We start from the raw sequence: 23,408 nt of genomic DNA, 5'->3' as shown, positions 1-23,408 counted from the left end.
CCGCAAACGAGCGGCCGAGTCGATCCCGGCAGTGGAAGAACGTAAGGGACCCTGCCGGCACGTGCAGGGTCTGTGGAGAAGGGCCATGGATACACCGCATCGCACAAGAGCAAGCCAAGCGATCGCTCTTCGTTCTCGTTGGCAGTGCGGCGCTTTCGTCCTCATCCTGGGACTCGTGCTCGCGACCGGCGTCCGAGGGCAGTCGGCGCTGTCCACGATTCGCGGAACCGTCGTTGATTCCTCGGATGCCGTCGTTCCCGGGGTTGCTTTGGTCGTGACCGAAGTGAGCACGAACGTGCGGGCGCGCAGCGTCGTGTCCGACGACCGCGGTAACTATGAGATTCCCGACTTGAAACCTGGCATCTACCGGCTGACGGCGGAGCTGGCGGGCTTCAAGTCGTTCGTTGCAGAGAGTATCGTGCTCGACAGCGGACAGGTCCGGCGCATCGACATCGCGCTCGAGATCGGCGAGCCTGCCGAGCATGTAACAGTGGAGTCCGGATCGGCCGTCATCACCACCGACACGGGCACCGTCAGCGGAGCGGTGAGCTCGCTCCAGTACAAGGACGCGCCCATCGTGGACGTAATTCCGTATCCAGGCTGGCAGGGCATGCTCAGCACCCTGCCAGGGGTCGTGGGCCAGGGCTGGAACGTCTCCATCGCGGGCCAGAGCGGAACGGGGATCACCCTGCAGGACGATGGCGTGCAGAACGACCGGTCAGGCAACCAGTCGGTGAACATGAACACCTACGAAGAGGTCAGGGTCGTCACGGTGAACAACAGCGCCGACCAGGCGCGTGCCGCCAGCCTCAACACGACGACCAAGCGCGGTTCCAATAGCTTCAGGGGAACGGCGTACTACAAGCACACGAATTCCGCGCTCGGCGCCCGAAGCTTCTTCGCGCCAGAGAAGACGCCCTACAAGTTTCACGATGCCTACGTCGAGCTCGGTGGTCCGGTCATCCGCGACCGGACGTTCTTCTACGTCGGCTGGACGCACATCGACGTGCCCGCGAGCTCGTTCCCGATTGCGAGCGTTCCGACCCAGGAGATGCGCCGTAGCGACTTCTCGCAGTTCAGCCAGCGCATCGTCGATCCGCTGACGGGCGCGCCGTTCCCGAACAACCGCATTCCGGCCAATCGCATCAATCCAACCTCGAAGCAGGTACAGGACCTATACCTCCCGGAGCCGAATCTGGGCGGCCCCGACGAGCTCACGAACAACCACGGCTACTTGTTCCCGTATCCGGACGACTACTACCTGGCCGACTATCCGACCTTCCGCGTGGACCACAACCTCACCGGGAACAACTCGATGTTCTTCCGGTACATGTACTACTATTCGCCCTATGTGCTCGCGAACGACCTGCCCGGGTTCGCGCGCACGCGGACGCGCTACCACGACAAGGCTGTCTTCTCCGACACCCACGTTTTCTCGTCGTCACTGCTGAACACCTTCCGCTTCGGGCTGAACGGAAACGACGTGAAGGATGGCATCACGGTCGACGGCTTCACGCCCCCGTTCGGGAACGAGGCCGTGACCGCCATCGGTCTGCAGGGGGTCAACCCGAATGGCCTGCAGGGCGCAGGCTTTCCCCGGATGGATATCGCCGGCCTGACGTCGCTCCAGACACCGCCCGGGGGGATTCTCGAGGATGGCTATGACTGGTCGCTCGACAACGCTGTCACGTGGGCCACGGGGCGGCACGTCGTGAAGTTCGGCTTTCAGTACAACGATTTCAATACGTTTCGCGCCGTCGTCGAGGAGGGCACCTACGGCGACTTCGAGTTTGACGGCACGTATACCGGCGTCGGCTACGCCGACTTCCTGCTGGGTATGCCGTTCAGCAGCACGCGCCGTGATCCGCTGCAGGATCGCTGGCGCCGGGCATCCGAGCTGGGCCTCTACGTCATGGACACGTTCAGGCTCACCTCCAATCTGACGGTCGACTACGGGCTGCGATGGGATTACTTCGCCTCGCCGAGCTACAGTGACGGCCTCCAGTACAACTGGGATCCGCAGACGGGCAACGTGATCGTTTCCCAAGAGGCGCGTTCATCCGTCAGCTCACTCTATCCGGATACCATCACGGTCCAAGCTGGCGACGTGGTTCCGGAGGCGCAGAAGAGCAACTTCCGGCCAAGGGTCGGCGTGGCCTACCGCATGCGGAACGATCTCGTCCTACGCGGCGGATACGGCCTCTACACCGAGCGCCTGAGCCCGTTTGCCCGCGCCAACGGCGGCGGCCCCTTCGACATCGAGGAGACGTACTTCAACCGCATCGAGAACGGGCAGCCGCTCTTCAGCTTCCCCAACCCATTCCCTGAGTCGCTCGCGGAGGCGAGTGTCCCGTCCCAGAGTGTCTCTGGCTATCCGATGACGGTGCACAACGGCCATATCCACCAGTTCAACGTGAGCGTAGAGAAGCAGATCGCCAATGTGGGGCTTCGCCTCTCCTATGTCGGCTCCCGCAGCCGCGGCCTCAACTACACGCTCAACATCAACAAGCCGGAGCCGAGCTCCATCCCCTTCGCCCCCGAGCGGCGGCCCTATCCGCAGTTCGTCGGAAACTCCTTCGTGCGCGAGGACGGCAGCTCCAACTATGACTCGATGCAGGTGGAGGTTGTTCGCCGCGCCGGCCTCTTCACATTCAACGCCAATTACACCTGGTCTTCGAGCCTGCACAACTTCCTGAACACCGAGAACCCTTACGACGTGACTCGGCACTGGAGCCGCGACGCCTCCAATCCCCGCCACCGCGCCGTGATCTCCACGATGATCGAGCTCCCGTGGGGCCACGGGCAGCGGTTCCTCAGCAATGCGCCGGCGGTGGTGGATCAGATCCTCGGCGGATGGCGGCTGCAGACCATCAGTTACCTGGCATCGGGCAAGTACTTTTCCCCTCGTTTCTCCGGCTTCGATCCCTCCGGTACCAACACCTCCGGCGGGCTGCCGGATCGCGTGTGCGACGGCAACCTGCCGCGAAGCGACCGGACGATCGAGGGGTGGTTCGATGCGAGCTGCTTCGCGGTGCCTCCGGCCGGCCGCTTCGGCGATAGCGGCGTCAATGTGCTCGAAGGGCCGGGGCTGAACGTGCACCATCTGGCGCTCGTGAAGCGCTTCCGGCTGAACGATCGCTTCACGCTCACATACAACGCCGCGGTGTCGAACCTGTTCAATCATCCGCACTTCAGCGATCCGCGCAACGACATCAGCACCTCGAACCCCGGGCAGATCACCTCTACGCCGGGATGGAGCGCCGAGAACGAGTCGGAGCGCCGCATATCGATGCTGCTCCGCCTGGAATGGTAGCCGGCGCCGATTGACCGGGACACCGGCGGAATCGGATGTGAGGACGAGGGATGATCACGAAGGAGAGCGAATGACGAGGAAAGGACGCTGGCCCGTTGCAGCCATCGTGGTCGCCGGCGTCGCGGCGCTTGCCCTCTATAGGGTGTCTCGAGGGAGCGAGCGCTCCCTCGACGACTTCCAACGGTCGCCGCTGCAGGTCGCCGAGGGGTTCACCGTCGAGCTCGTGGCCGGCCCCCCTCTCGTCGACTACCCGGTCATGGCCGGCTTCGACGAGCGCGGGCGTCTCTTCGTCGCCGAGAACGCGGGCGTGAATCTCGCAGACGAGGACCTGCTGAAGCAGCTGCCGAGCGAGGTTCGCCGGCTCGAAGACACCGATGGTGACGGCGTCTTCGACGAGTCGACCGTGTTTGCCGATAAGATGACCTTTCCTCAGGGGGCCCTCTGGCATGAGGGCTCGCTGTATGTGGCGTCGCCGCCCAGCATGTGGCGCCTGCAGGACAGCGACGGCGATGGCGTGGCCGACGTCCGAGAGGAGGTGGCGACCGGATTCGATTTCACCGGCAACGCCGCCGATATCCACGGGCCGTTCCTCCATCCGGCGGGGCGCCTCTTCTGGTGTCATGGCCGCAAGGGCCACGAGGTCTACGAGGGGGACCGTCTCGTCTCGAAGGCTACGGGCGCGCGGATCTGGACCGCGCGTCCGGACGGCTCCGACCTGCAGGTGTTCGCAGGCGGCGGCATGGACAATCCCACCGAACTGGCCTTCACGGACGAGGGCGACGTCCTGGGCACCGTCAACATATTCCTGTCCAACCCGCGCGCGGACGCCATCGTGCATTGGGTCCATGGAGGCGTCTACCCCCGGACCGACCGTGAGCAGGTGCTGGCGGAGTTCAGGAGGACCGGAGATCTGCTTCCTCCCGCGGTGGATCTCGGCCACGTCGCCCCGGCCGGCGTTCTGCGCTACCGGAGCGGCCAGTTCGGGGCGGCCTACCGGGACAACCTGTTCCTGGCGGAGTTCAACGCGCAGCGGATCATGCGCATTGTCCTGGAGCGCGACGGCTCTTCCTTCTCCGGTCATACGGAAGTATTCGTCTCGTCGTCCAGTCCGGACGTGCATTTCACCGATCTCGTTGAGGACGCCGACGGGAGCCTCTTGTTGATCGACACGGGCGGATGGTTCACACAGGGCTGTCCGACTTCCGGCGTGGCCAAGCCGAACGTCCAAGGCGCCATCTACCGCGTGCGCAAGATCGACGCGCCCGCGGTCTCCGACCCGCGCGGGCTCGAGGAGGATTGGGCGGACGCCCCGGTCGCCGAGCTGACGCGCCTGCTCGACGACGATCGATTCGCCGTCCGCGACCGAGCCGTTTCCGAGCTGGCCCGCCGCGGAGACGCCGCCGTCCCGGCGCTCGAAGCCGCGCTCGCCGATGGGAGCCGCCGGGCACGGCTGCAGGCCGTTTGGACGCTCACGCGCATCGAGAGCGAGCCGGCGCGCGACGCGATTCGACGTGCGTTGGACGACGATGATGCCGGCGTGCGCCAGGCCGCGTGCCAGAGCATCTCCATCACCCGCGACAAGGCGGCGTCTGCGCGGCTGACGGCACTGCTGCGCGACGAAGCAGCCGCGGTGCGGCGCGAAGCGGCCGCGGCGCTCGGCCGGCTACATGCGGCGGGGGCGGTCGACGGCCTGCTGGCCGCCGTTGCGGCAACCGGTGAGGATCCCCTGCTGCAGCATGCGTTGACCTACGCCCTGATCGAGATCGATCAGCCGCAGACGACGGCGCAGGGACTTTCGAGCGCCAACCCCGCGGTGAAGCGGGCCGCCCTCATGGCGCTCTCGGAAATGGAGAGCGGGCGCCTCAGCGCCGGACAGGTCCTGCCGATGTTGGACTCGGACGTCCCCGAGCTGCGGCGGGCGGCGTTGATGGTCGTCGAGAAGCGAGACGAATGGAGGGAGCCGGTTGCCGCGCTGTTGGGCCGCTGGCTGGAAGGACCCGCCCTCCCGCCTGGTCGGCACGAGGCGGCCAGTGATCTGCTGGTGGCCTTCGGCACGCAGCCGGTCGTGCGCGAGCTGATCGGGCGGCTGCTCATGCGGCCGAGCCTGCCCTCCGAGCGCCGGCAGCTGGTGCTCCAGGCCATCGCGCAGATCCCTGGTGGGACGCTGCACAGCACGTGGATTCCGCCTTTGAAGCGGTTGTTACGTTCGTCGGACGATGCCGACGCCGTCATGGTGACGGAGGTCATTCGGCCATCCAAATCGAAGTCGTTCGACGCGGAGCTGGAACGGATCGGGAACGATTCAGCGCGTGACCCGCTCGTACGCGTGGCGGCTCTTCAGGCGATCTCGGGGAAGACGGGACCGATTGCCGAGCCGGCCTTCGAGCTTCTGGCGACGCTGTTCCACTCCGGCGACAGCGTGCCGGTGCGCGTACAGTCCGCCGAAATGCTGGCGGGCGCCATCTTGAGCGCTCAGCAGGTGAGCCGGCTGGCGCCGCTCATCGGGGATGCCGGACCGATGGAGCTGAAGGCGTTGATGCCCGCGTTCGAGCAAACGAGCAACGCCGCTGTTGGCAGCGCCCTGATTCGCGCTCTCTCGAAGTCTCCTGCTCTTTTCAGTCTCAACGCCGGGTACATCCGCCGATCGTTCAGCGACTACCCGGAGCCGGTCGTTGCCGAAGCCGAAGCGCTCGTCGCCAAGTTGGTGCAGCGGGATCGGGAGAAGGAGTCCCACCTGGCGGAGTTCCAGGCCGCCGCGGCTGACGGCGATCCGGAGCGCGGGCGTCAGGTCTTCGTGTCTGGCAAGGGCAGCTGCATCGTGTGCCACCGTGTCGGCGACAGCGGCGGGGAGATCGGCCCCAACCTCTCGACCATCGGCCGCAGCCGCAGCGCCCAGCAACTGCTGGATGCCATCGTGTATCCGACCGAGAGCGGCTTTGCGCGCGGCTACGAGGCGTATAACGTCAGCACGCGCGACGGCAAGACGTACATGGGCACGATCCCGAGGGAGACGCCGGACACCATTTACGTGACCTCGGTGACTGGCGAGCCGGTGGCCGTGCCGCGTGACCAGATCCAGACGATGGAGCCTTCGCCCATGTCACTGATGCCGTCCGGGCTGGAGCGGCTCCTGTCGCGGCAGGAGCTGGGCGACCTGGTCGCGTACCTGCACAGCTTGAACTAGGCGCAGAATTCGCTTCCGAGGCTAAAATCCTCCCAGATTTCTGGAGGTGCCCATGCGTCGGACGCTGATAGTCGTTCTTCTACTCCTCTCCGGGGCTATCCTATCCGCCCAAACAAAGAAAATCCTGGTGCTCGACCAGTCCGACGAAATTCTGGCAGATTGGCGATCCGCTTCCGACCAGGTGGAGATCGTCCCGGTTTCAGAAGACACCGTGATGGACGAGATCGCGGATGCCGATGCCTTTATCGGGAGCATCCGGCCCGAGTGGGTGCGGGCCGGCAAGAACCTGAAGTGGGTCCAAACCTACAGCGCGGGCGTCGAACGCGTCTTGCATCTGTCCGGCTCGGATGATCTCCGCGATAGCGATATCGTCCTGACGAACAACCAGATCGTGCAGGGCCCCGAGATCGCGGACCATGCAATGGCCATGCTGCTGGCCTTGACGCGCGAAATTCCGAGATGGCTGGATCAAAAGGCACACGAAGTCTGGGACGGGAAATCGAACAAGGTGATTGAGCTCAATACAAAGACCGCCCTCATTGTTGGTGTTGGAGGCATCGGCACGCAGATTGCGATTCGTGCGTGGGCTCACGGCATGCGCGTTGTTGGCGTCGATCCGGAAGATATTCCCATGACGCCGTTCATCGAACGGATTGTGAAGCCAGACCAACTGGACGAGGTGATCGGCGAGGCAGACGTGCTGTTCGTGGCCGCGCCGCACACACAGAAAAGCCACCACATGATCGGCCGTGCCCAATTCGAGCGCATGAAGCAGGGCTCATATTTCATCGCCGTGAGCCGCGGGGCGCTCTATGACCTGGACGCTCTCGCCACATCGCTCGAGAGCGAGAAGCTTGCCGGGGCAGGCGTCGACGTGACCGATCCTGAGCCGCTCCCTGCAGGCCATCCATTGTGGAAGCGTGACAACGTGATTATCACGCCGCACATTGCCGGCCGCTCGGATCTGGATCGCGGGCGTATGTCCGATACGGTCAAGGCGAACATTCGGCGCTTTGCGGAGGGCTTGCCGCTGATCAATGTTGTCGACAAACGGAAAGGCTACTAGACATCTCCTAAGGCCCCCATCGTGACGAATGGAGCAAGTTTTTGGTCCTTAGGAGATGTCAGGCCCCGCGTAGCGGGGCCCAGCCAGCAAAAGGACACCAGTGAAGCTGCGCCATCGGAGTGCGCCGGTTCTTACTGGGCGGTTTGAGGCGCAGCTTCACTGGTGGACTACGCGCTGAAAATCACCTTGTCGTGATACGGTCCATGGCGATGATGACTCAACGCCGGAAGATGTTGGCCGGCGAGTTGTACGACCCGTTCGATCCCGAGCTCGTGGCGGCGCGTGCCCGGGCACGCGATCTCTGTCAGCAGCTCAACGCCACGCGCGAGTCGGAGGAAGCGCAACGTCGCCGCATTCTGCGCGACCTGTTCGGCAAGGGCGGCGACAGTGTGTGGATGCAACCGCCGTTCTATTGCGACTACGGAGCGAACATCGAGCTCGGCGAGCGGGTCTTCTTCAATTTCAACTGCATCGTTCTGGACGTCTGCCCGGTGCGGATCGGCGACTTCACCCTGTTCGGGCCAGCGGTGCAGATCTACACGCCGCTGCACCCGTTTAACGCCGAGCAACGGCGCCGCGAAGAATTCGGCAAGCCGATCGACATCGGGGCCGACGTCTGGGTGGGCGGCGGGGCGATTATTCTCGCCGGCGTACGGATCGGCTCGCGAGCCGTGATTGGAGCTGGCAGCGTCGTCACGCGAGATGTCCCAGAGGCCGTGCTCGCCGCAGGCAATCCCTGCCAAGTAATCCGCGCGATCTCTGAATGAGCAACCGGCATATGTGTTCTCGGGTGAGGCGGACCGCGCCTTCCTGGTCATGCCGCGGTCGACGCCCGGTTCACGTCGAACGGGCACGCGGTCAGCGTGAATGTCCTGGAAGCCGGGCGTCGTCCAACGGTCCGCCTTTGGCAGCACCAGCCACAACTGCAGCAGGCGCACCTTGCCGTCGACTCTGGCATTCTCGCCGTGGATGATCCCGCGGCCGTCTCTCGCCTCGCGCTGAGCTGGCAGGGAGGTAGGTGGGAATACTCTGCCGGCGGCGCTGCAATTCTCCCGCGCGTATCTGGGCAAAGAGCTGGGCGGCAGCCGCCGCATCCTGGTGGAAGACCCCCAACGTGATCATCAGCCGCTCCGCCGCTGACCTGTTGTTCCCCGGCGAGAACCCGCTCGACAAGCAGCTCCGTCCCGCCGGCAGCGATGACGACACGTGGTACACCGTCGTGGGCGTGGTCGAGGACGTTCTGCTGGATGACTTCCGCCGCGCGTCCCCGGAGCCGATGGTGTACTTGCCGGCCGTGTCCGTGTCGCCGGCGTACGTCGTGAAGTCAACCCGTGCAGATCAGCTCGCGCCCGAGGTTCGTGCCACCATCCGCGAGGTCATGCCCGAATCCCCGATGTACCGCGTTTTCACCATGGAGCGCCTGGCCGCGAACACGATGGCCAGCCTCTCGTTCACGATGCTGATGCTCGGCATCGCGGCGGCGCTCGCGGTGATCCTCGGCGCGGTGGGTCTCTACGGCGTCCTCTCGTACAGCGTGACTCAGCGGACGCAGGAGATCGGCGTGCGCATGGCGCTCGGCGCGGAGGTGAAAGCCGTGCGCCGCATGGTTGTGCTCCAGGGCGCGACAACCTCGTCGCGACACCTGATGTCGCTTAGGTCGAGCACTTTCTTGCCGGTCGCGCTCAGACTCGACACGTAATTGCGTTCATGCTCCAGACCGCGAGCAAACAAGGCCTCGAGCAGGGGATCCGTCCAGACACGCCGTTTCCGTTTGCCGCGTGCCTCGCCCAGCTCCAGCGCCGTGCGGTGCTTACAGTTCAGGAAGTTCGACAGATCCGTTGCCGAGAAAACCAGGGTTCCAGCGTCTAGACGCATCTAGCCCCCATCTAGCTAGGGACATCAACCTTGACATTCGGACCTGTTAGAGATCGTCCGAAATGACCGTTGCTCTTCCCATCCTTCTCTTCCGAGGGGCTATACTCACGTACTCCGCCAATCGATAGACGGTTGGCAATGTGGCTACATGTGGCTATAATTCAGTCATGACTTCTGTAGGCATTCGCGAGCTCAAGGACAACTTGAGCCGCTACGTCCGGCGGATTGAAGTCGGCGAGCGCATCGCCATCACCGCGCATGGCCGTGTGGTAGCCGAGCTCGTCCCACCCGGCGCGAAGACGGCCGGCAGGTCTGGACGCTTCGACGAGCTGGTTGCCTCTGGAGTGATTCGGCCGCCGCTCGAGGCCGGTGACCCGACCGAGAACTGGCCCGATATTGGGCTTCCTCCAGGAACGGCTGCGGAACTGATTGACGCTGACCGTGGCGAAGCGTAGCCGCAGACTGGGGGCCCGGCGCTCCCCGCCCACACGGGTACCCGCTCAAACGAATGCACTTGCTGGTGCTCGTTACATCGAGTCCAGCGCATTGGTCGCAGCGCTTCTCGAGCGTCATGCCGACGCACGGAATGCCATCCGAAAAAGGGGGCGCCGGGTCACATCCGCGTTGACCCTCGCAGAAACCGCCCGCGCAATCGTTCGCGCTCGAGCTGCGGGCCGCCTGACGGCCGAACAGGAGCGGGCGTGCGTCCGCGCGCTCCGGCGGTTCGAGCGTCGCTGCTACGTGGCCGCCGTCACAGACGCCGTGCTCGCACGCGTCCGGGCGCCGTTTCCTATCGAGCCTATTCGCACACTCGATGCCGTACATCTTGCGACGGCGGAGTTGCTTGGCGAACCGCCTCTGTTGATGACCATCGTGAGTCGGGACGTTCGCGTCCGCGAAAATGCCGAAGCGCTCGGATATGCGGTCGAGTAGTGGAGACGTCGATTGCAGGTGACGCACCTGCCAGCTCTCGCGCTGGCTCGAGAGCACCGGCGGCGCCTCGAGCCGGTCCCGCCAGGTCGGCAAGACGACCATCGCCTCTCCACTCTAGACTTCGCCGGGAGAAGAGAGCGAAGTCCGTCACCGTTGTCCCACGATTTCACAATGCTCTCGACGCTCAAGCAGGACGAGCTCTTCTCGTCGATTGCACCAGCCGGCGGCGGAGCCGGCCTTTCATCGTGAGGCCGTCGCGCATGTTGAGGCCGAGTAGCGCGATGTTCGCCGCTCCCATGACAAGCTCCAGTGCCTGCACCGTGTAGAAGCCGGCGTCGAGCTCCGCGGCTCTCGCTTTGGATGCGAGGAACAGCGCAGACGGAGCGAGAACCAGGATGCCGTTGGCGGCGATGAGCCGCATGCGCTTCGTCTTCGCTGCGACCAACCCGCCCCTCCGGCCCTTTCCCAGCACAAAGCCCGACCCACCCGCGGCCGCCAGCGCCGGAATCAGCAACAGGAAGCCCCAGGGGATGGCCATCTTGACCATGGTCACAGTCGCCTTCGAGGCAAACAGCTCAGTAACCGCCGTCGAGAGCCAGAAGGTCGCGATCGTGAGGAGCGCGACGGTGCCAGCCACCGGATGGATCACTTTCAACATGGCGTGCCTGTCTTCTTACTGACGAGTTCCTTAGTATGGTGTCATGATGTCACTATGGCATCATGGATGACAATAGACTATTGACATCATAATGTCAATAGAGTTCTATAGTGACTATGACGAAGGCCAAGCGAACGCCAGCGGGCGACGCCCTGACCGGCCTGATCCTCGACCTCTTCAGGCTCAACAACCTGGTGCTGACTGCGGGCGATCGGCTGGTGGCGCGGCTGGGGCTGACGAGCGCCCGCTGGCAGATCCTCGGCGCCATCGTCGCCGCCGAACGCCCACAGCCGGTGGCCTGGCTCGCCCGCAACCTGGGCGCCAACCGGCAGAATGTCCAGCGAATCGTCAACGACCTGCAGAGAAGCGGCCTCGTCGCATTCGAGGCGAACCCGCATCACCGGCGGGCGCAACTCGTGGTTCTGACCAAGAAGGGAAGCCAGACGTTCGACGCCGCCATGCGCCTGCAGGCTCCCTGGATCAACAGCCTGTCGGACGGACTGTTGGTCAAGGACATAGAAACGACCCGCCGCGTCATGATGGCGCTCCGCCGCAAGCTGGAGGCCAACGGTCAAGCTGTACAGCGAGCCTGACCGCTTTCGGCCGCGTGTCGATTTCGGCGCTCCTCGATCGACGTCAGAATAGAGGCCGATCACCGGGCAGCCCCGCAAGCTGACCCGGAGTGAAGCGGCCGACAAGGAGCGAATAACCGTGCGCTACATGATACCGTCGCGCAGGAAGACGCTCATGCCGAACATCTCACCGTCCTGATAGACACCCGCTTGCGGGCGCTCGGGCCCGACGCCGAAGTCGTGGTTGAAGTCGCTTCCGTACGAGGAATACCAAGGGATCGTCCAACCCATCCGTGTCTTGAACGGCTCGATCCTCTCGAGCGATGCCCGTGAGACGAGCACGCGTGTGATGTCGCAGGCATGCAGGTGGGCCGGGTGTCCCATGTTGTCCACCACCATCGAGCAACCGTCACAGCCCTCGTTCTGATTGGGGCCGAACATGAAGTGGTAGAGGACGAGCTGGCGGCGGCCCTCGAATAGGTCCACGAGGGTCGCCTCGCCGTGTGGTCCTGCGAAGACGTACTTCTTCTCGATCTTGACCATCGGCAGCCGGCGACGCTCGGCGTTCAACGCGTCGCCCGCGCGGGTGTGCGCCTTCTCGTTGGCGAGCAGCGCCTCACGCGCTGCACGCCACTCCTCTCGCGACACGACTTTGGGGAGGCTCCTCGGCTTCGTCATCGTCTCAACTCCTCGCACATACAGTGATTCAACATGATCGCACAGCACCCTGCCGGCGATGTGGTCGGAGGAACGCTCGTATCGACGAGGTCGGCCGACGGGCGCGCGGTCGGTCCCACGCGGGAAACTTGATACAGTGAGTCGAGCTTCTCGCTCTGAGGGGCTCGAGTCGTATGATGCGCGATCCCATCCTGGATTCAGCCGACGAGTCGATCTATGCGCTGCAGACGAGGGCGTCCGGTCCCAGCGGTCGCCTGCCGCTCCAGCCGGATCAACTGCGCGGAATGGCCAGCGGCGATCTCTTCGGCTGGACGCAGAACGCCGGCATGGGCTGGAATCCGGCGCGGATGCTCGGCAAGCCATTCCTGATCCTCAGCACCCAAGGCGGCATACGGGCGCCGGACGGTACGCCCATCGCGCTCGGCTACCACACGGGGCACTGGGAGGTCGGCCTGCTCATGGAGGAGGCGGCCCGCACGCTGGCGGCCGCGGACGCGGTGCCCTTTGCCGCGTACGTCAGTGACCCCTGCGACGGGCGGACCAACGGCACGGCCGGCATGCTCGACAGCCTGCCGTATCGCAACGATGCCGCGGTCGTGCTCCGGCGGCTGATCCGCTCGCTGCCGACGCGTCGTGGCGTGCTGGGCGTGGCGACGTGTGACAAGGGCCTGCCGGCGATGATCATGGCGCTGGCCGGAACGCCCGATCTCCCGGCGGTGCTCGTACCGGGCGGTGTGACGCTTCTGGCTGACGGCGGTGAAGACGCCGGCACCGTGCAGACCCTCGCCGCCCGCTTTGCGCGCGGCGAGGTCACGCTCGACCACGCCGCGGAGATGGGATGTCGCGCCTGTGGATCCCCAGGCGGCGGCTGCCAGTTCATGGGGACGGCCGCCACGACGCAGGCCGTCGGTGAAGCGCTCGGGCTCACGCTGCCGCACGGCGCGCTCGCTCCGTCCGGCGCTCCGATCTGGCGGGACCTCGCCCATCGATCGGCGCTCGCCCTCCTGGCGCTCGAGCAGCGCGGGTCCACGACTGGCGGCCTTCTGACCGAGGACTCGCTGCACAACGCCATGGTGCTCCATGCGGCCATCGGCGGCTCCACGAACCTCGTGCTGCATGTGCCCGCCTTTGCGCATGCCGCAGGCCTGCCCCGGCCGACGGTGGACGACTGGGCGCGTGTCAACGGCACCATCCCGAGGCTCGTCGACGTCCTCCCGAACGGACCGCGGCACTTCGCCACGGTGCAGGTGTTTCTCGCCGGCGGTGTGCCGGAGGTGATGCTGCATCTGCGCGATGCCGGGCTCCTGCGGCTCGGGGCGCGCACGGTCAGCGGCCGCACGCTCGAGGAGAACCTCACGTGGTGGGAAGCGAGCGATCGGCGCCGCCGGCTGCGCGACAGGCTACACGCGCTCGACGGCGTCGATCCGGATGACGTCATCATGGGCCCGGCGCGGGCGCATGCATGCGGGCTGACCAGCACAATCACGTTCGTGCGCGGCAGCCTCGCGCCAGAAGGGGCGTTGGTCAAGAGCACCGCCATCGCGCGGGACCGCGTGGGTGCCGACGGCATCTTCTTCCACGAGGGACCGGCACGGGTGTTTGCGACGGAGGAGGCGGCCATCGCCGCCGTGAAGGCCGGCGCCGTTCAACCCGGCGACGTCATGGTGCTCATCGGCGTGGGGCCGGGGATCGGCATGCCGGAGACCTATCAGATCACCTCGGCGCTCAAGCACCTGCGCGACGGCGACAAGATCGCCCTCCTCACCGACGGACGCTTCTCGGGCGTCTCGACCGGCGCGTGCATCGGCCACGTGAGCCCGGAGGCGTGGGCGGGAGGTCCGATCGGGCGCGTCCGGGACGGCGATACGATCAGGCTGCGCATCGACACGCGCGCGCTCGAGGGAACCGCTGATATCGTCGATCCCCCTTCGCACGCGCTGGCAGCCCGGCCGCCACACCCAGACCTGCAGCGCGATTCACGCGTGCCGGCCGATACGCGTCTCTGGGCCGGGCTGCAGAAAGCGAGCGGTGGGACGTGGGGCGGCTGCGTGTACGACACCGATCGGATCACGAGCCTGCTGGAGGCCGCGCTCGCGGAAGCGGCGACGCCTCGAGGTGCACCTCCCACGAGCGATCATCCCTCGTCGCTGATTGAGCGGTCTTCACGTCTCGTTACACGGACTCTCTTCCCCTCCCCAGATATGTAGCTAGCTCTCCACCTCGGTGACGTCGAGGCGCCGTCTATAATGCGCCTCTATGATGACCCGACGACGCTTCCTGATCGACACGCCGGCAGGTCTGTCGCTGCTGGCCATGCCGCGAGCTTCCCGTGCCGGCGCCGCGCCTGGCATTGCGACGCAGGGCCAGAAGCCGACGCGCTTCCAGATCGCCTGCATGACCTTGCCGTACGCAAGGTTCCCTCTCCAGAGAGCGTTGGAGGGCATCGCGGCCGGCGGCTACAAGTACGTGGCGTGGGGGACCACGCACGTCGAAACGTCAGGGAAGGTGCCGGTCGTTGCACCGGACGCCAAGCCGGCCGACGCTCGGAAGCTGGGCGATCGCTGTCGAGACCTGGGACTGGAGCCCGTGATGATGTTCGCAGGCATCTACGTCGAGGCCGACGGCGCCGTGGAGGCCCACAAACGTCGGATCGAGCAGGCCGAGGCCGCCGGCATTCCGCAGGTGCTGACCTTCGGTCACACGGAGAAGGGGAAGTATCGCCAGTGGATCGAGAACCTCCAGGAGCTCGGTCCGTTTGCGACGTCGGCGGGCGTGACCGTGGTCGTCAAACAGCATGGCGGCGAGACCGGCACGGGAGAGGCCACCGCGAAGATCGTTCGTGAAGTGGGCCACGAGGCCGTGCGCGTGAACTACGACGCGGGCAACGTCATGGACTACCTGAACGTCGACCCGATTCCCGACGTGCGGAAGTGCGCGGACGTGATTCGAAGCTTCTGCATCAAGGATCACCGCAACTATCCGGAGGACCAGGACTGCGGGCCAGGCTTCGGCGAGATCGATCACTACCGTCTGCTGGCCCCCGTTGCGTTCACCGGCCTGGACATGCCGCTCGCCTGCGAGAACATCTTCGCCCCCGTCATCCCGCGTCCTTCGACGCCGGAAGGCGTGGACAACCTGGCCCGCATCGCGCGCGAATACCTGGAGCTCGTGATTCGAGGGCTCCAGAACGCGTAGACACCGCGCTGGTCGATGGCGAGGCCGCGCCGCTCGAGCAGTTCAAGCCGATCGAATCACGTCACACCACCGGCACACGAGCCCGAGGAGCGCCTTGGCCGCCCGAACGAGCGAGTCGATCTCGACGTACTCGTCGGTGCTGTGCGTGTTGCCGCCGCTCGGCCCCCAGAGGACGGCCGGCACGCCGAGCTGATGGAAGACATACATGTCGCAGGGGCTCTCGATGGCCTCAATCCTGGGCCGCTCGTCAAGCAGCGCGGTGGCCGCCGCCTCGAGCTCGGTGACGAGTGGCTCGGAGACGTCGATGGCAGACGCGGGCAGCCACCGAATCGGATAGTCCACCTGCGGCCGGGCCGTGAACGTGTCGGGGTGCGCTGCCACGAGCGCGTCGAGCCACTCGAAGAACTGCCTGTCGATCCGCTCGACATCCTCGCCCGGCATCGTGTGCCAGAAGAGCTGCAGCCGGCAGGAGGCCGGCGTGTTGGTCGGCTCGGACGTACCCCAGGGCGCCGTGGAGATCCGCGTGACGTGCACCGGGACCGGCTCGGCGGCCGCCGCATACAGTGGATGGATGCGCGCCTGGCGCCGCGCGCGCTTGAAGTCGTCGAGCGCCGCGAGAAACGTGGTGAGCTGGCGGACGACGCGGGGATCGTTCCCGTCCGGGGCGAGGATGCCGTGGTTGGGCGCGTGGAACGTGAGATCGACGGTCCGCCCGCCGCGCTGGGCGGGACAGATGCGGAGGAAGGAAGGCTCGGAGATGACCGCGGCGTCCGCCTGGAAGCCCATCAAGCGTCCGGCAAGCGTGCCGTTGACGCCGCCGAACTCCTCGTCCACCACGCTCTCGAACAGGAGATCGCCGGCGAGCTCGAGCCGCATGCCGGCCAGCGCCTCGACAACGAACAGGTTGACCGCAATGCCACCCTTCATGTCGTTCGCGCCGCGGCCATAGAGCCGGTTGCCGTCGATCTCGCCGCCGAAGGGATCGCGGGTCCACGGGGCGGATCCCACGGGCACGGTGTCGATGTGACCCGAGAGCAGGAGCGAGCGGCCGTGCCGCGTGCCGGCACGGCGCGCGCCGACGTTGGGACGGTTGCGGTAGTCGCGTCCCGGCCAGTAGAGCGGATGCGATCGGATGCCGGGGGCTTCGTCGGGCGTGTAGAGGATCGGGTCGCAGCCGCAGCGCCGGAGCAGGTCGGCGACGTAGCGCTGACAGGACGCTTCGTCGCCGTGCGGCGCCCTGTTTTCCGACGGCAGACTTACGAGATCGCGCGAGATCTCGACCAGCCGCGAGGCATGAGTGTCGACGTACGCGTTGAGTGATCGCTCGAGATTGGTCATGGATTGTCGACTACCAATAGGGGACGCCGTGCCGGTCGGACGCCAGGCCCACGCGGCCGCGCGGCGGTCGGGCCGCTCTCACCCGCCGCCCTGTCGTCTGGCGTCGACCATCCTCAGGGGCGAGAGCCGCCCGTCGACAGCCGGTGGCTCCGTGCGTGCGTCCTGCGGTCCTGACGCTCTATTGGCCTCACCGCCGCGCCAGGCGTTCGGGCGCTCTCACCGGCGTTGAACAAGGAACTGAACGGAAGGGTCGCTGCGCCAACGGCCGCGCACTGTTCGCCCAGCATCGAAAGGCGGATCTGCACGCTCCGGAAGCTCGGTCCGTGGCCGAGATCCGGGAGCTGCTGCTGGATGAGCGGCAGGAGTATCGGCCAGACCAGGTCCATCGTCGACCAGAGGATCACGGCGTCGGGGTCCAGGCCCCACATGAGATTCGCGATGCCCAGACCGAGGTAGCGAGCCGTCTCGCGCAGCGCCTCGTGCGCCTGGGGATCGCCGTTGATGGCCGCTTGACAGATCCTACGCACACGCGCGGAGCTATCGCCGGAAGTGTTGGCTGCGGTGTCGGAGGTGAGCGCCGCGTAGCGGGCGCAGATGGCCTGGTTCGAGACGAGCTGCTCCAGGCATCCGCGCCGATCGTGAGGCTCGGAGTCGCCGACGTCGGCGACGACCATCTGGCCGAACTCGCCGGCCGCCATGTGCGGCCCCGTGTAGAGTCTTCCGTCGAGGATGATGCCGACGCCGAACCCCTCGGTGACCATGACGAACAGCACGCAGCGGCAGTTGTGCAGGTCGGGGTTCGTGTAGTGATACTCGGCCACGGCGGCGGCGCGCGCGTTGTTCTCCACGTCCACCCGAACGCCGAGCTTGCGCTGCAGGGGCTCGCGCACTGGAACGCGCCGCCAGCGCGGATCGTTGCCCATCTTGACGACGCCCGAGTGGCTGTCGACGATGCCTCGCGCCGTCACGCCCAGGCCCTCGAGCCGGTCGGCGCCGTATTGCGCCTGATAGGCACGAAACTGCGCCGCGATCACCTCCAGCGTCCGGTCGGGGGCCGGCGGCGTCCGCACGGCCTTGCTCTCGACGATGCGGCCGCGCAGGTTGGCGACCGAGAAGCGCGTTTCCCACGTCTCGATGTTGACGCCGATCCCGAAGCGGTCCTGCGCGAGCTGCAGACAGGTTCCGGGACGGCCGCCGGTCGAGTTCTCGGCGCCGTCCTCGACGACCAGCGAGTCTGCGATCAGATCGGCGACGATACGCGAGATCGTGCCCTCGGAAAGGCCGCTGCCGCGCGCGATCTCGGCCCGCGAAAGCCGGCCCGACTGCCGGAGCATGCGCAGGACGACCGCCCGGTTGTTCCGGCGGATCTCGTTCGGCCGCAGGATCTGCTGTCTCTTCGACGGGGGATGCATGCATGCGCTTTCGTTGATAATGCAAGAAAGCCTAGGGCATTGCCCGGGAGGCGTCAAGCGTCTGACGCGTGCGTTGTCGCGTGCGTCTGACGCGTGCCCCGAGCGGTCGGCCCGAGCGCGGTGTCGTGATCTGGCAAGATGACCGCACACGGCTGCGCCGGGCTGGGGCTGGCGCGGCTGTATTGACTTCCCCCAGCGCGTTTGTTAGTTTTTCACGGCCATAATATTGCGGTGTACATGAAAGTTTGCCAGGGGGGGCCTCGTGCGTGCAATTGTCAGCGTTGTCATTGTTCTGACGTGTGCCGTTGCCGTGCCGCCATACGCACCCGCTCAGACGGTCACGGGTGGGGTTCACGGGACGGTGACGGACACGACCCAGGCATCGATTCCGGGTGTGAGCGTCACGGCGTCGGAGGCCGAGACGGGACTCGTCCGGCATGCCGTCACCGGTGAGCAGGGCTACTACCGATTCGACGCCCTTCCGCCGGGCACGTACGTCATCGTTGCCGAATTGTCCGGATTCAGGCGCTACGAACAGCGCGGCGTCGAGGTGTCCGTGGGACAGACGGTTCGCGTGGACGCGACGCTGGACGTGGGCGAGCTGTCCGACTCCGTCACGGTGGAGGGCAGAGGATCCGTCGTCGACACGCGCACGGCGGAGATCTCCGGTCTCGTCGACGACAAGCGCATGACCGACCTTCCACTGAGCGGGCGCAACGTCATCGAGTTCGCCAAGCTGCTCCCCGGCGTCTCGACGGTACACGCCCCGCAGATCCAGGAAGACACCCGCGGCGGCCCGCGGCTGACGGTCCACGGCGGCCGCGCCAATCAGAACTTCTTCACGCTGAACGGCACGTACTTCAACAATCCGTCCAGGAACACCGGGCTGAATCCGCCTCCGCCGGACGCCGTTCGGGAGTTCCGCATCAAGACCAACAACTTCGGCGCGGCCGACGGGCGCAATGCCGGCGCGACGGTCAGCGTCGTCAGCCGCCGGGGGACCAACGAGTTCCACGGATCGATCTGGGAGTTCCATCGCAACGACGGGTTGAACGCCAGGAGCTTTTTCGACACGACCAAGCCGGAGCGGACGCAGAATCAGTTCGGATTCGCCGCGGGCGGCCCCATCGTGCCCGGCAAGGTCTTCCTGTTCGGCGCCTATGAGGGGTTCCGCGATCGGCCGGAGCCCTCGTCTACCGATGCCTTTCCGCCCACAGCGGCCGAGCGGGCAGGGAACTTCTCCGACCGGACGGCGCAGCTGGTGAACCCGTTCACCGGCGACCCGCTCCCGAACAACCGGATCGACCCGGCGCTCTTCGATCCCGTCAGCGTCGCGCGGCTCGAGACGCTGCCGCTGCCCAACACGCCCGACGGCCGTCTGGTCACGAACAATCCCAACCCGAACGACAACAACCTCGTGCTGTTGAGGAACGACGTTCAGGTGAACGAGCGCCAGAGCGTGTTCTGGCATCTCTACTGGAACAGGAACGAGCGGCCCACCCGACTGGCGGGGAACATTCCCGAATGGGGCGCGTATGCGAGCGACGCGGACATCTGGAATGTCGGCGTGAACCACCTCTACACGATTAAGCCGAACCTGCTCGCCGAGACGACCGTCGGCTTCACGCGCACGACGCAGGCGAACGATCCGCTGGTCGATCGCGGCTTCGACGCGATCGGGATGGACTTTCCAAACTACCATCCCCAGGGCTCGCCGCAGTTCTCGGTGTCGGGCCACTTCTCGCTGAGCTCCGACAACGGCTTCACCAACAGGTCGGACGCCTACAGCATCGCGGAGAAGCTCACCTGGATCAAAGGCAGCCACACGCTCAAGTTCGGGGGCGAGCTCTATCGGCTGACGTTCTTCCAGGGATGGCTGTCGCCGCCGTCGTTCACCTTCAACGGTGCGCGCTCGGGCGACCCGATGCTCGACTTCATGATGGGCGCGTGGCGCGAGGCGAACGTCAGCTTCGGTCTTCGCCAGAACGATACCGTTCAGCCCTGGCACTGGAGCTTCTACTTTCAGGACGAGTGGCGCGCGCATCCGCGGCTGACGCTCACCCTGGGAATGCGCTACGAGCTGCCGTCGCCCTGGAACGACAAACGCGAGCTGGCGCTGTCGACGGTCGCGTTCCCGATCGCGGATCACCAGACGTCCGCTCCCATACCGAATGTGCCGCCGGGGTACCTCTTCGCCAACTACGATCTGCCGGCGGGACTGGTGGAGGCGGACAAGAACAACTTCGCTCCGCGCCTCGGTCTGGCGTGGGACGTCTTCGGCGATGGGACGACCAGCCTGCGCGCCGGGGGCGGCGTCTTCTACGACACCGGCAATGCCGACACGCTCGCGCAGGTGAACCCGCCGTTCTCGAGCACGCGCACGCTGGTCAACGGCCGATTGGGAGCGCCCAACGCGGGCGCGTCCGGGCCCCTGCCGCCGTCCGACGTCCAGCCGGACCCGTCTCAGGGCATCTTCAGCCGTCCCGTCACCGGACTCTTCACCGATCTCGAGCTGCGCACGCCGTACTTCTACCACTGGAACGTGGGCATCCAACGTCAACTGACCGAGGACCTCGGCATCTCGATCGACTACATCGGCAAGATCGGGAAGAAGCAGCAGGCCTTCGTGCCGTGGAACCCCGCCATCTTCATTCCCGGCACCGACGAGGATGGCAATCCGCTGTCGACGCTCGAGAACGTCGACGAGCGCGCGCTTCACAGTCCGGGCATCTACGGGACCTCCGGCAACCTGATGCTGAGGAGCATGTTCGACTCGTGGTACCACGGCCTGGAGGTGCAGGTGAATCGCCGCCTGCGCGACGGACTGTCGATCCTGGGGTCGTACACGTTCTCCAAAGCGATCGACCAGAACTCCACCTTCACGCTGGGCGGCGACACGCCAAACCCATTCCTGCTGGCGGAGTCGGAGCAGGGGCTCGCAGAGTTCGATCGCCGCCACGTCGCCACGATCTCCGCGCTCTGGACGCCCATCGAGCTCGGGACCTTCAGCGGGTTCGCCGATACGATCTTCGCCGGCTGGCAGCTCGGGCCGATCGTGCGGCTCGCCACCGGGAGCCCGCTGGAGTTCTTCACGGGAGAGGATCGCGCGCTGGACGGGGTCAGCGACCAGCATCCCATGGCGCTCGCGAATCCGGCGCGGGAGCACGGCTCGCGGCACGACCAGATCACCGAGTACTTCGACACCGCGGCGTTCGCGATGCCTGACATCGGAACGTACGGGAACGCCGGAAAGGGGCTGCTCAGCGGACCGGGAAGCGCGATCGTCGACCTGGCGATCCTGAAGGATCTCCCCCTGCCGCTCACGCCGGGCGCCCGCCTCCAGGTTCGCGCCGAATTCTTCAATCTGTTCAACCGGCCGAACTTCGGCAATCCTGACACGGGCCTGAGCTCCGCGCGCTTCGGGCAGATCACGACGGCCGGCGCCGGTCGGGAGATTCAGCTCGGTCTCAAGGTTCTCTGGTAAGCTCGGCGCTGGACAGGTCACGAGCGACTTCAACACGGCGGCGAGAACCCACAAAGTGGTCTTCGCGGCGGACCTGTCGGCCGCGGAAGGGCGTCCCGTCGCGCTCGCCGAGCTCGACGCGGCCGGCGCGCTCGCGGCCGCAGCGCGCTCATGAGAGCGCGGTGACGCCGGGGATCGCCACTGACGGCGTGGGGATGTCGCTCCACTCGTACTTCGCCGGCGTGAGATCCTCCTGCGAGCTCATGGCCTGTTCCCAGGTGACCAGCTGGCCCGTATACGTGGCCATGCGGCCCATGATGGCGAGCAGCGTGCTCTTGGCCATGTAGTCGCCGTTGTTGATGGGCGTGCCGCTGCGGATGCTGGCGAAGAGCTCGTCGTGCTCGGTCTGGTAGATGTTGTTCTTCTTCCCCTCGTAGACCCAGCGCTTCCCGGCGTCGATCGTCAGCCTCTGCTCCGAGACCTCGGCCGTCCCCTTCGAGCCCAGGGCATAACAACTGATCTCGTTGCGGCAGCCCTCCTGCTGCCGGCAGTTGGAGAACAGCTTGGCGCCGTTGGCGTATTCGTAGATCACCGAGTGGTGGTCGTAGATATTGCCGTACTCGGCCCCCGTACGGGCCTGGCGGCCGCCCATCCCGATCGCGCTGACCGGATACTCACCGTTCATGAGCCAGGCGCAGACGTCCAGATAATGCACGTGCTGCTCGACGTTGAAATCTCCGGAGAGCCAGGTGAAGTAGTACCAGTTGCGCATCTGCCATTCCATGTCGCTCCAGCCGGCCTCGCGCGGCTTGACCCAGATGGGGCCGCGATAGTCGTTCGCCTGGAGCGCGCGGATCTCGCCGATGGCGCCGTCGTGGATTCGCTTGACGGTCTCCCGGAATCCGTACGACGAGCGCAGGCAGAGCCCCGAGACGACCGACAGGTGCTTCTTCTTGGCCTCCTCGCAGATGGCGCGCACGGCGTGCACGCCTGGAGCGTCCACGGCGACCGGCTTCTCGGCGAAGACGTGCTTGCCGGCATCGATGGCCGCCTTCAGGTGCCTCGGACGGAAGTGAGGCGGCTCGGCGAGCAGCACGACGTCCACGCCGCTGTCGATGACGCGCTGGTAGGCATCGAACCCGACGAACCGCCTCTCCGGCGGCACATCGATCTTGTCGGCGGCGCTCTTACCCTGCAGGAGGCGCAGGCTCTGCTCCAGGCGGTCCTCGAAGGCGTCGCCCATGGCGGTGAGCTTCACGTTCGGATCGGCCGCCAGCGCCTGCATCGCGGCGCCGATGCCGCGGCCGCCGCATCCGATGAGGCCGACGCGCAGCAGGTCGCTTCTTTCCTGCGCCCGCGCCGATGGCGGATTAGCGCTGGCGAGCGCGCCGGTCACGACGGCGGCGCTCGACGATCGGAGGAAATCACGACGGGAGAGCGACGCGAGTCTGGTCGAGTTGGAGCCCTTCATAGTCCGCGATCCTTTCGATGTCAGTACGCCGGCCGATCGAGTGGGCTGGGAGCTTTCTTGTGTACCGCAATATAAAGAGGCATCTAATGTGATACATCGGCTCCGTCGAAGTCAAGGTGCGATGAAGCGCGTCGCGGCCGGCCGCGATCCATTCAGGGCCTCCGCCGGAGCGGCTGCAGCTCGAACCGGCGGAAGAGGATCTCGAAGCCTTCGGATTCCAGAAGGATCTTGCCGGCGGCGGAGGGGAACG

16 protein-coding genes are annotated in these 23,408 nt (G+C 65.9%); 11 read left to right on the top strand and 5 right to left on the bottom strand.

Going from position 1 to position 23,408, the window contains the following annotated elements; all coding sequences use genetic code 11:
* Positions 1-85 precede the first annotated feature (85 nt).
* The 7 genes from GEV06_07880 (at position 86) to GEV06_07850 (ending at position 10,371) form a co-directional block, all read left to right on the top strand.
* Complete coding sequence (locus tag GEV06_07880; GenBank protein ID MPZ17813.1) at positions 86-3,313, top strand: hypothetical protein; 3,228 nt, start codon at positions 86-88, stop codon at positions 3,311-3,313.
* Between the two features lie 70 nt (positions 3,314-3,383).
* Complete coding sequence (locus GEV06_07875) at positions 3,384-6,497, top strand: c-type cytochrome (GenBank protein ID MPZ17812.1); 3,114 nt, start codon at positions 3,384-3,386, stop codon at positions 6,495-6,497.
* 52 nt (positions 6,498-6,549) lie between these two features.
* Complete coding sequence (locus tag GEV06_07870; protein ID MPZ17811.1) at positions 6,550-7,563, top strand: hypothetical protein; 1,014 nt, start codon at positions 6,550-6,552, stop codon at positions 7,561-7,563.
* A gap of 209 nt (positions 7,564-7,772) precedes the next feature.
* Positions 7,773-8,330: a sugar O-acetyltransferase gene (locus GEV06_07865; GenBank protein ID MPZ17810.1), complete on the top strand. Its 558-nt coding sequence runs from the start codon at positions 7,773-7,775 to the stop codon at positions 8,328-8,330.
* A 251-nt stretch (positions 8,331-8,581) separates the two neighbouring features.
* Positions 8,582-9,262 carry an FtsX-like permease family protein gene (locus GEV06_07860; protein MPZ17809.1) on the top strand — a complete coding sequence of 227 codons (681 nt, stop codon included), beginning with the start codon at positions 8,582-8,584 and terminating at the stop codon, positions 9,260-9,262.
* 343 nt (positions 9,263-9,605) lie between these two features.
* On the top strand, positions 9,606-9,893 hold the full coding sequence (locus tag GEV06_07855; protein ID MPZ17808.1) for a type II toxin-antitoxin system prevent-host-death family antitoxin: 288 nt from the start codon (positions 9,606-9,608) through the stop codon (positions 9,891-9,893).
* Positions 9,868-10,371 carry a PIN domain-containing protein gene (locus GEV06_07850; protein MPZ17807.1) on the top strand — a complete coding sequence of 168 codons (504 nt, stop codon included), beginning with the start codon at positions 9,868-9,870 and terminating at the stop codon, positions 10,369-10,371. The genes GEV06_07855 and GEV06_07850 overlap by 26 nt, the downstream gene beginning before the upstream one ends.
* Before the next feature lie 184 nt (positions 10,372-10,555).
* On the opposite strand, the gene GEV06_07845 is transcribed toward GEV06_07850, so the two are convergent.
* Positions 10,556-11,029, bottom strand: a complete 474-nt coding sequence (locus GEV06_07845) for a hypothetical protein (protein MPZ17806.1) — start codon at positions 11,027-11,029, stop codon at positions 10,556-10,558.
* A 116-nt stretch (positions 11,030-11,145) separates the two neighbouring features.
* Here GEV06_07845 and GEV06_07840 point away from each other — a divergent pair, with 116 nt between their 5' ends.
* Positions 11,146-11,622, top strand: a complete 477-nt coding sequence (locus tag GEV06_07840; GenBank protein ID MPZ17805.1) for a MarR family transcriptional regulator — start codon at positions 11,146-11,148, stop codon at positions 11,620-11,622.
* Positions 11,623-11,745: 123 nt separating this feature from the next.
* Here GEV06_07840 and GEV06_07835 read toward each other — a convergent pair whose 3' ends face one another.
* Positions 11,746-12,279: a DUF899 domain-containing protein gene (locus tag GEV06_07835; protein ID MPZ17804.1), complete on the bottom strand. Its 534-nt coding sequence runs from the start codon at positions 12,277-12,279 to the stop codon at positions 11,746-11,748.
* 173 nt (positions 12,280-12,452) lie between these two features.
* On the opposite strand from GEV06_07835, the gene GEV06_07830 reads away from it, so the two are divergent.
* Positions 12,453-14,486, top strand: a complete 2,034-nt coding sequence (locus GEV06_07830; GenBank protein ID MPZ17803.1) for a YjhG/YagF family D-xylonate dehydratase — start codon at positions 12,453-12,455, stop codon at positions 14,484-14,486.
* Between the two features lie 49 nt (positions 14,487-14,535).
* Positions 14,536-15,474, top strand: a complete 939-nt coding sequence (locus GEV06_07825; protein MPZ17802.1) for a TIM barrel protein — start codon at positions 14,536-14,538, stop codon at positions 15,472-15,474.
* Between the two features lie 42 nt (positions 15,475-15,516).
* On the opposite strand, the gene GEV06_07820 is transcribed toward GEV06_07825, so the two are convergent.
* Entirely contained in the window at positions 15,517-16,812 is a 1,296-nt protein-coding gene (locus GEV06_07820; GenBank protein MPZ17801.1) for a M20/M25/M40 family metallo-hydrolase, read from the bottom strand.
* A gap of 113 nt (positions 16,813-16,925) precedes the next feature.
* Positions 16,926-18,224 (bottom strand): ROK family protein, encoded by a 1,299-nt coding sequence (locus GEV06_07815; GenBank protein MPZ17800.1) that lies wholly within the window; start codon positions 18,222-18,224, stop codon positions 16,926-16,928.
* Between the two features lie 262 nt (positions 18,225-18,486).
* On the opposite strand from GEV06_07815, the gene GEV06_07810 reads away from it, so the two are divergent.
* On the top strand, positions 18,487-21,708 hold the full coding sequence (locus GEV06_07810) for a TonB-dependent receptor plug domain-containing protein (protein ID MPZ17799.1): 3,222 nt from the start codon (positions 18,487-18,489) through the stop codon (positions 21,706-21,708).
* A gap of 148 nt (positions 21,709-21,856) precedes the next feature.
* Here GEV06_07810 and GEV06_07805 read toward each other — a convergent pair whose 3' ends face one another.
* A complete protein-coding gene (locus GEV06_07805) occupies positions 21,857-23,158 on the bottom strand; it encodes a twin-arginine translocation signal domain-containing protein (protein ID MPZ17798.1) in 1,302 nt (433 codons plus the stop codon).
* Between the last annotated feature and the right edge of the window lie 250 nt (positions 23,159-23,408).

This window comes from Luteitalea sp., assembly GCA_009377605.1.
Lineage (GTDB): Bacteria > Acidobacteriota > Vicinamibacteria > Vicinamibacterales > Vicinamibacteraceae > WHTT01.
The sequence above is the reverse complement of the archived record's forward strand: the minus strand, read 5'-3'. Positions and strand labels throughout refer to the sequence as shown.

Bases quoted from the DNA above. Each gene is read 5' to 3' on its own strand.
- GEV06_07880 (MPZ17813.1), top strand. From the start codon at position 86: ATGGATACACCGCATCGCACAAGAGCAAGCCAAGCGATCGCTCTTCGT.
- GEV06_07875 (MPZ17812.1), top strand. From the start codon at position 3,384: ATGACGAGGAAAGGACGCTGGCCCGTTGCAGCCATCGTGGTCGCCGGC.
- GEV06_07870 (MPZ17811.1), top strand. From the start codon at position 6,550: ATGCGTCGGACGCTGATAGTCGTTCTTCTACTCCTCTCCGGGGCTATC.
- GEV06_07865 (MPZ17810.1), top strand. From the start codon at position 7,773: ATGATGACTCAACGCCGGAAGATGTTGGCCGGCGAGTTGTACGACCCG.
- GEV06_07855 (MPZ17808.1), top strand. From the start codon at position 9,606: ATGACTTCTGTAGGCATTCGCGAGCTCAAGGACAACTTGAGCCGCTAC.
- GEV06_07845 (MPZ17806.1), bottom strand. From the start codon at position 11,029: ATGTTGAAAGTGATCCATCCGGTGGCTGGCACCGTCGCGCTCCTCACG.
- GEV06_07840 (MPZ17805.1), top strand. From the start codon at position 11,146: ATGACGAAGGCCAAGCGAACGCCAGCGGGCGACGCCCTGACCGGCCTG.
- GEV06_07835 (MPZ17804.1), bottom strand. From the start codon at position 12,279: ATGACGAAGCCGAGGAGCCTCCCCAAAGTCGTGTCGCGAGAGGAGTGG.
- GEV06_07830 (MPZ17803.1), top strand. From the start codon at position 12,453: ATGATGCGCGATCCCATCCTGGATTCAGCCGACGAGTCGATCTATGCG.
- GEV06_07825 (MPZ17802.1), top strand. From the start codon at position 14,536: ATGATGACCCGACGACGCTTCCTGATCGACACGCCGGCAGGTCTGTCG.
- GEV06_07820 (MPZ17801.1), bottom strand. From the start codon at position 16,812: ATGACCAATCTCGAGCGATCACTCAACGCGTACGTCGACACTCATGCC.
- GEV06_07815 (MPZ17800.1), bottom strand. From the start codon at position 18,224: ATGCATCCCCCGTCGAAGAGACAGCAGATCCTGCGGCCGAACGAGATC.
- GEV06_07805 (MPZ17798.1), bottom strand. From the start codon at position 23,158: ATGAAGGGCTCCAACTCGACCAGACTCGCGTCGCTCTCCCGTCGTGAT.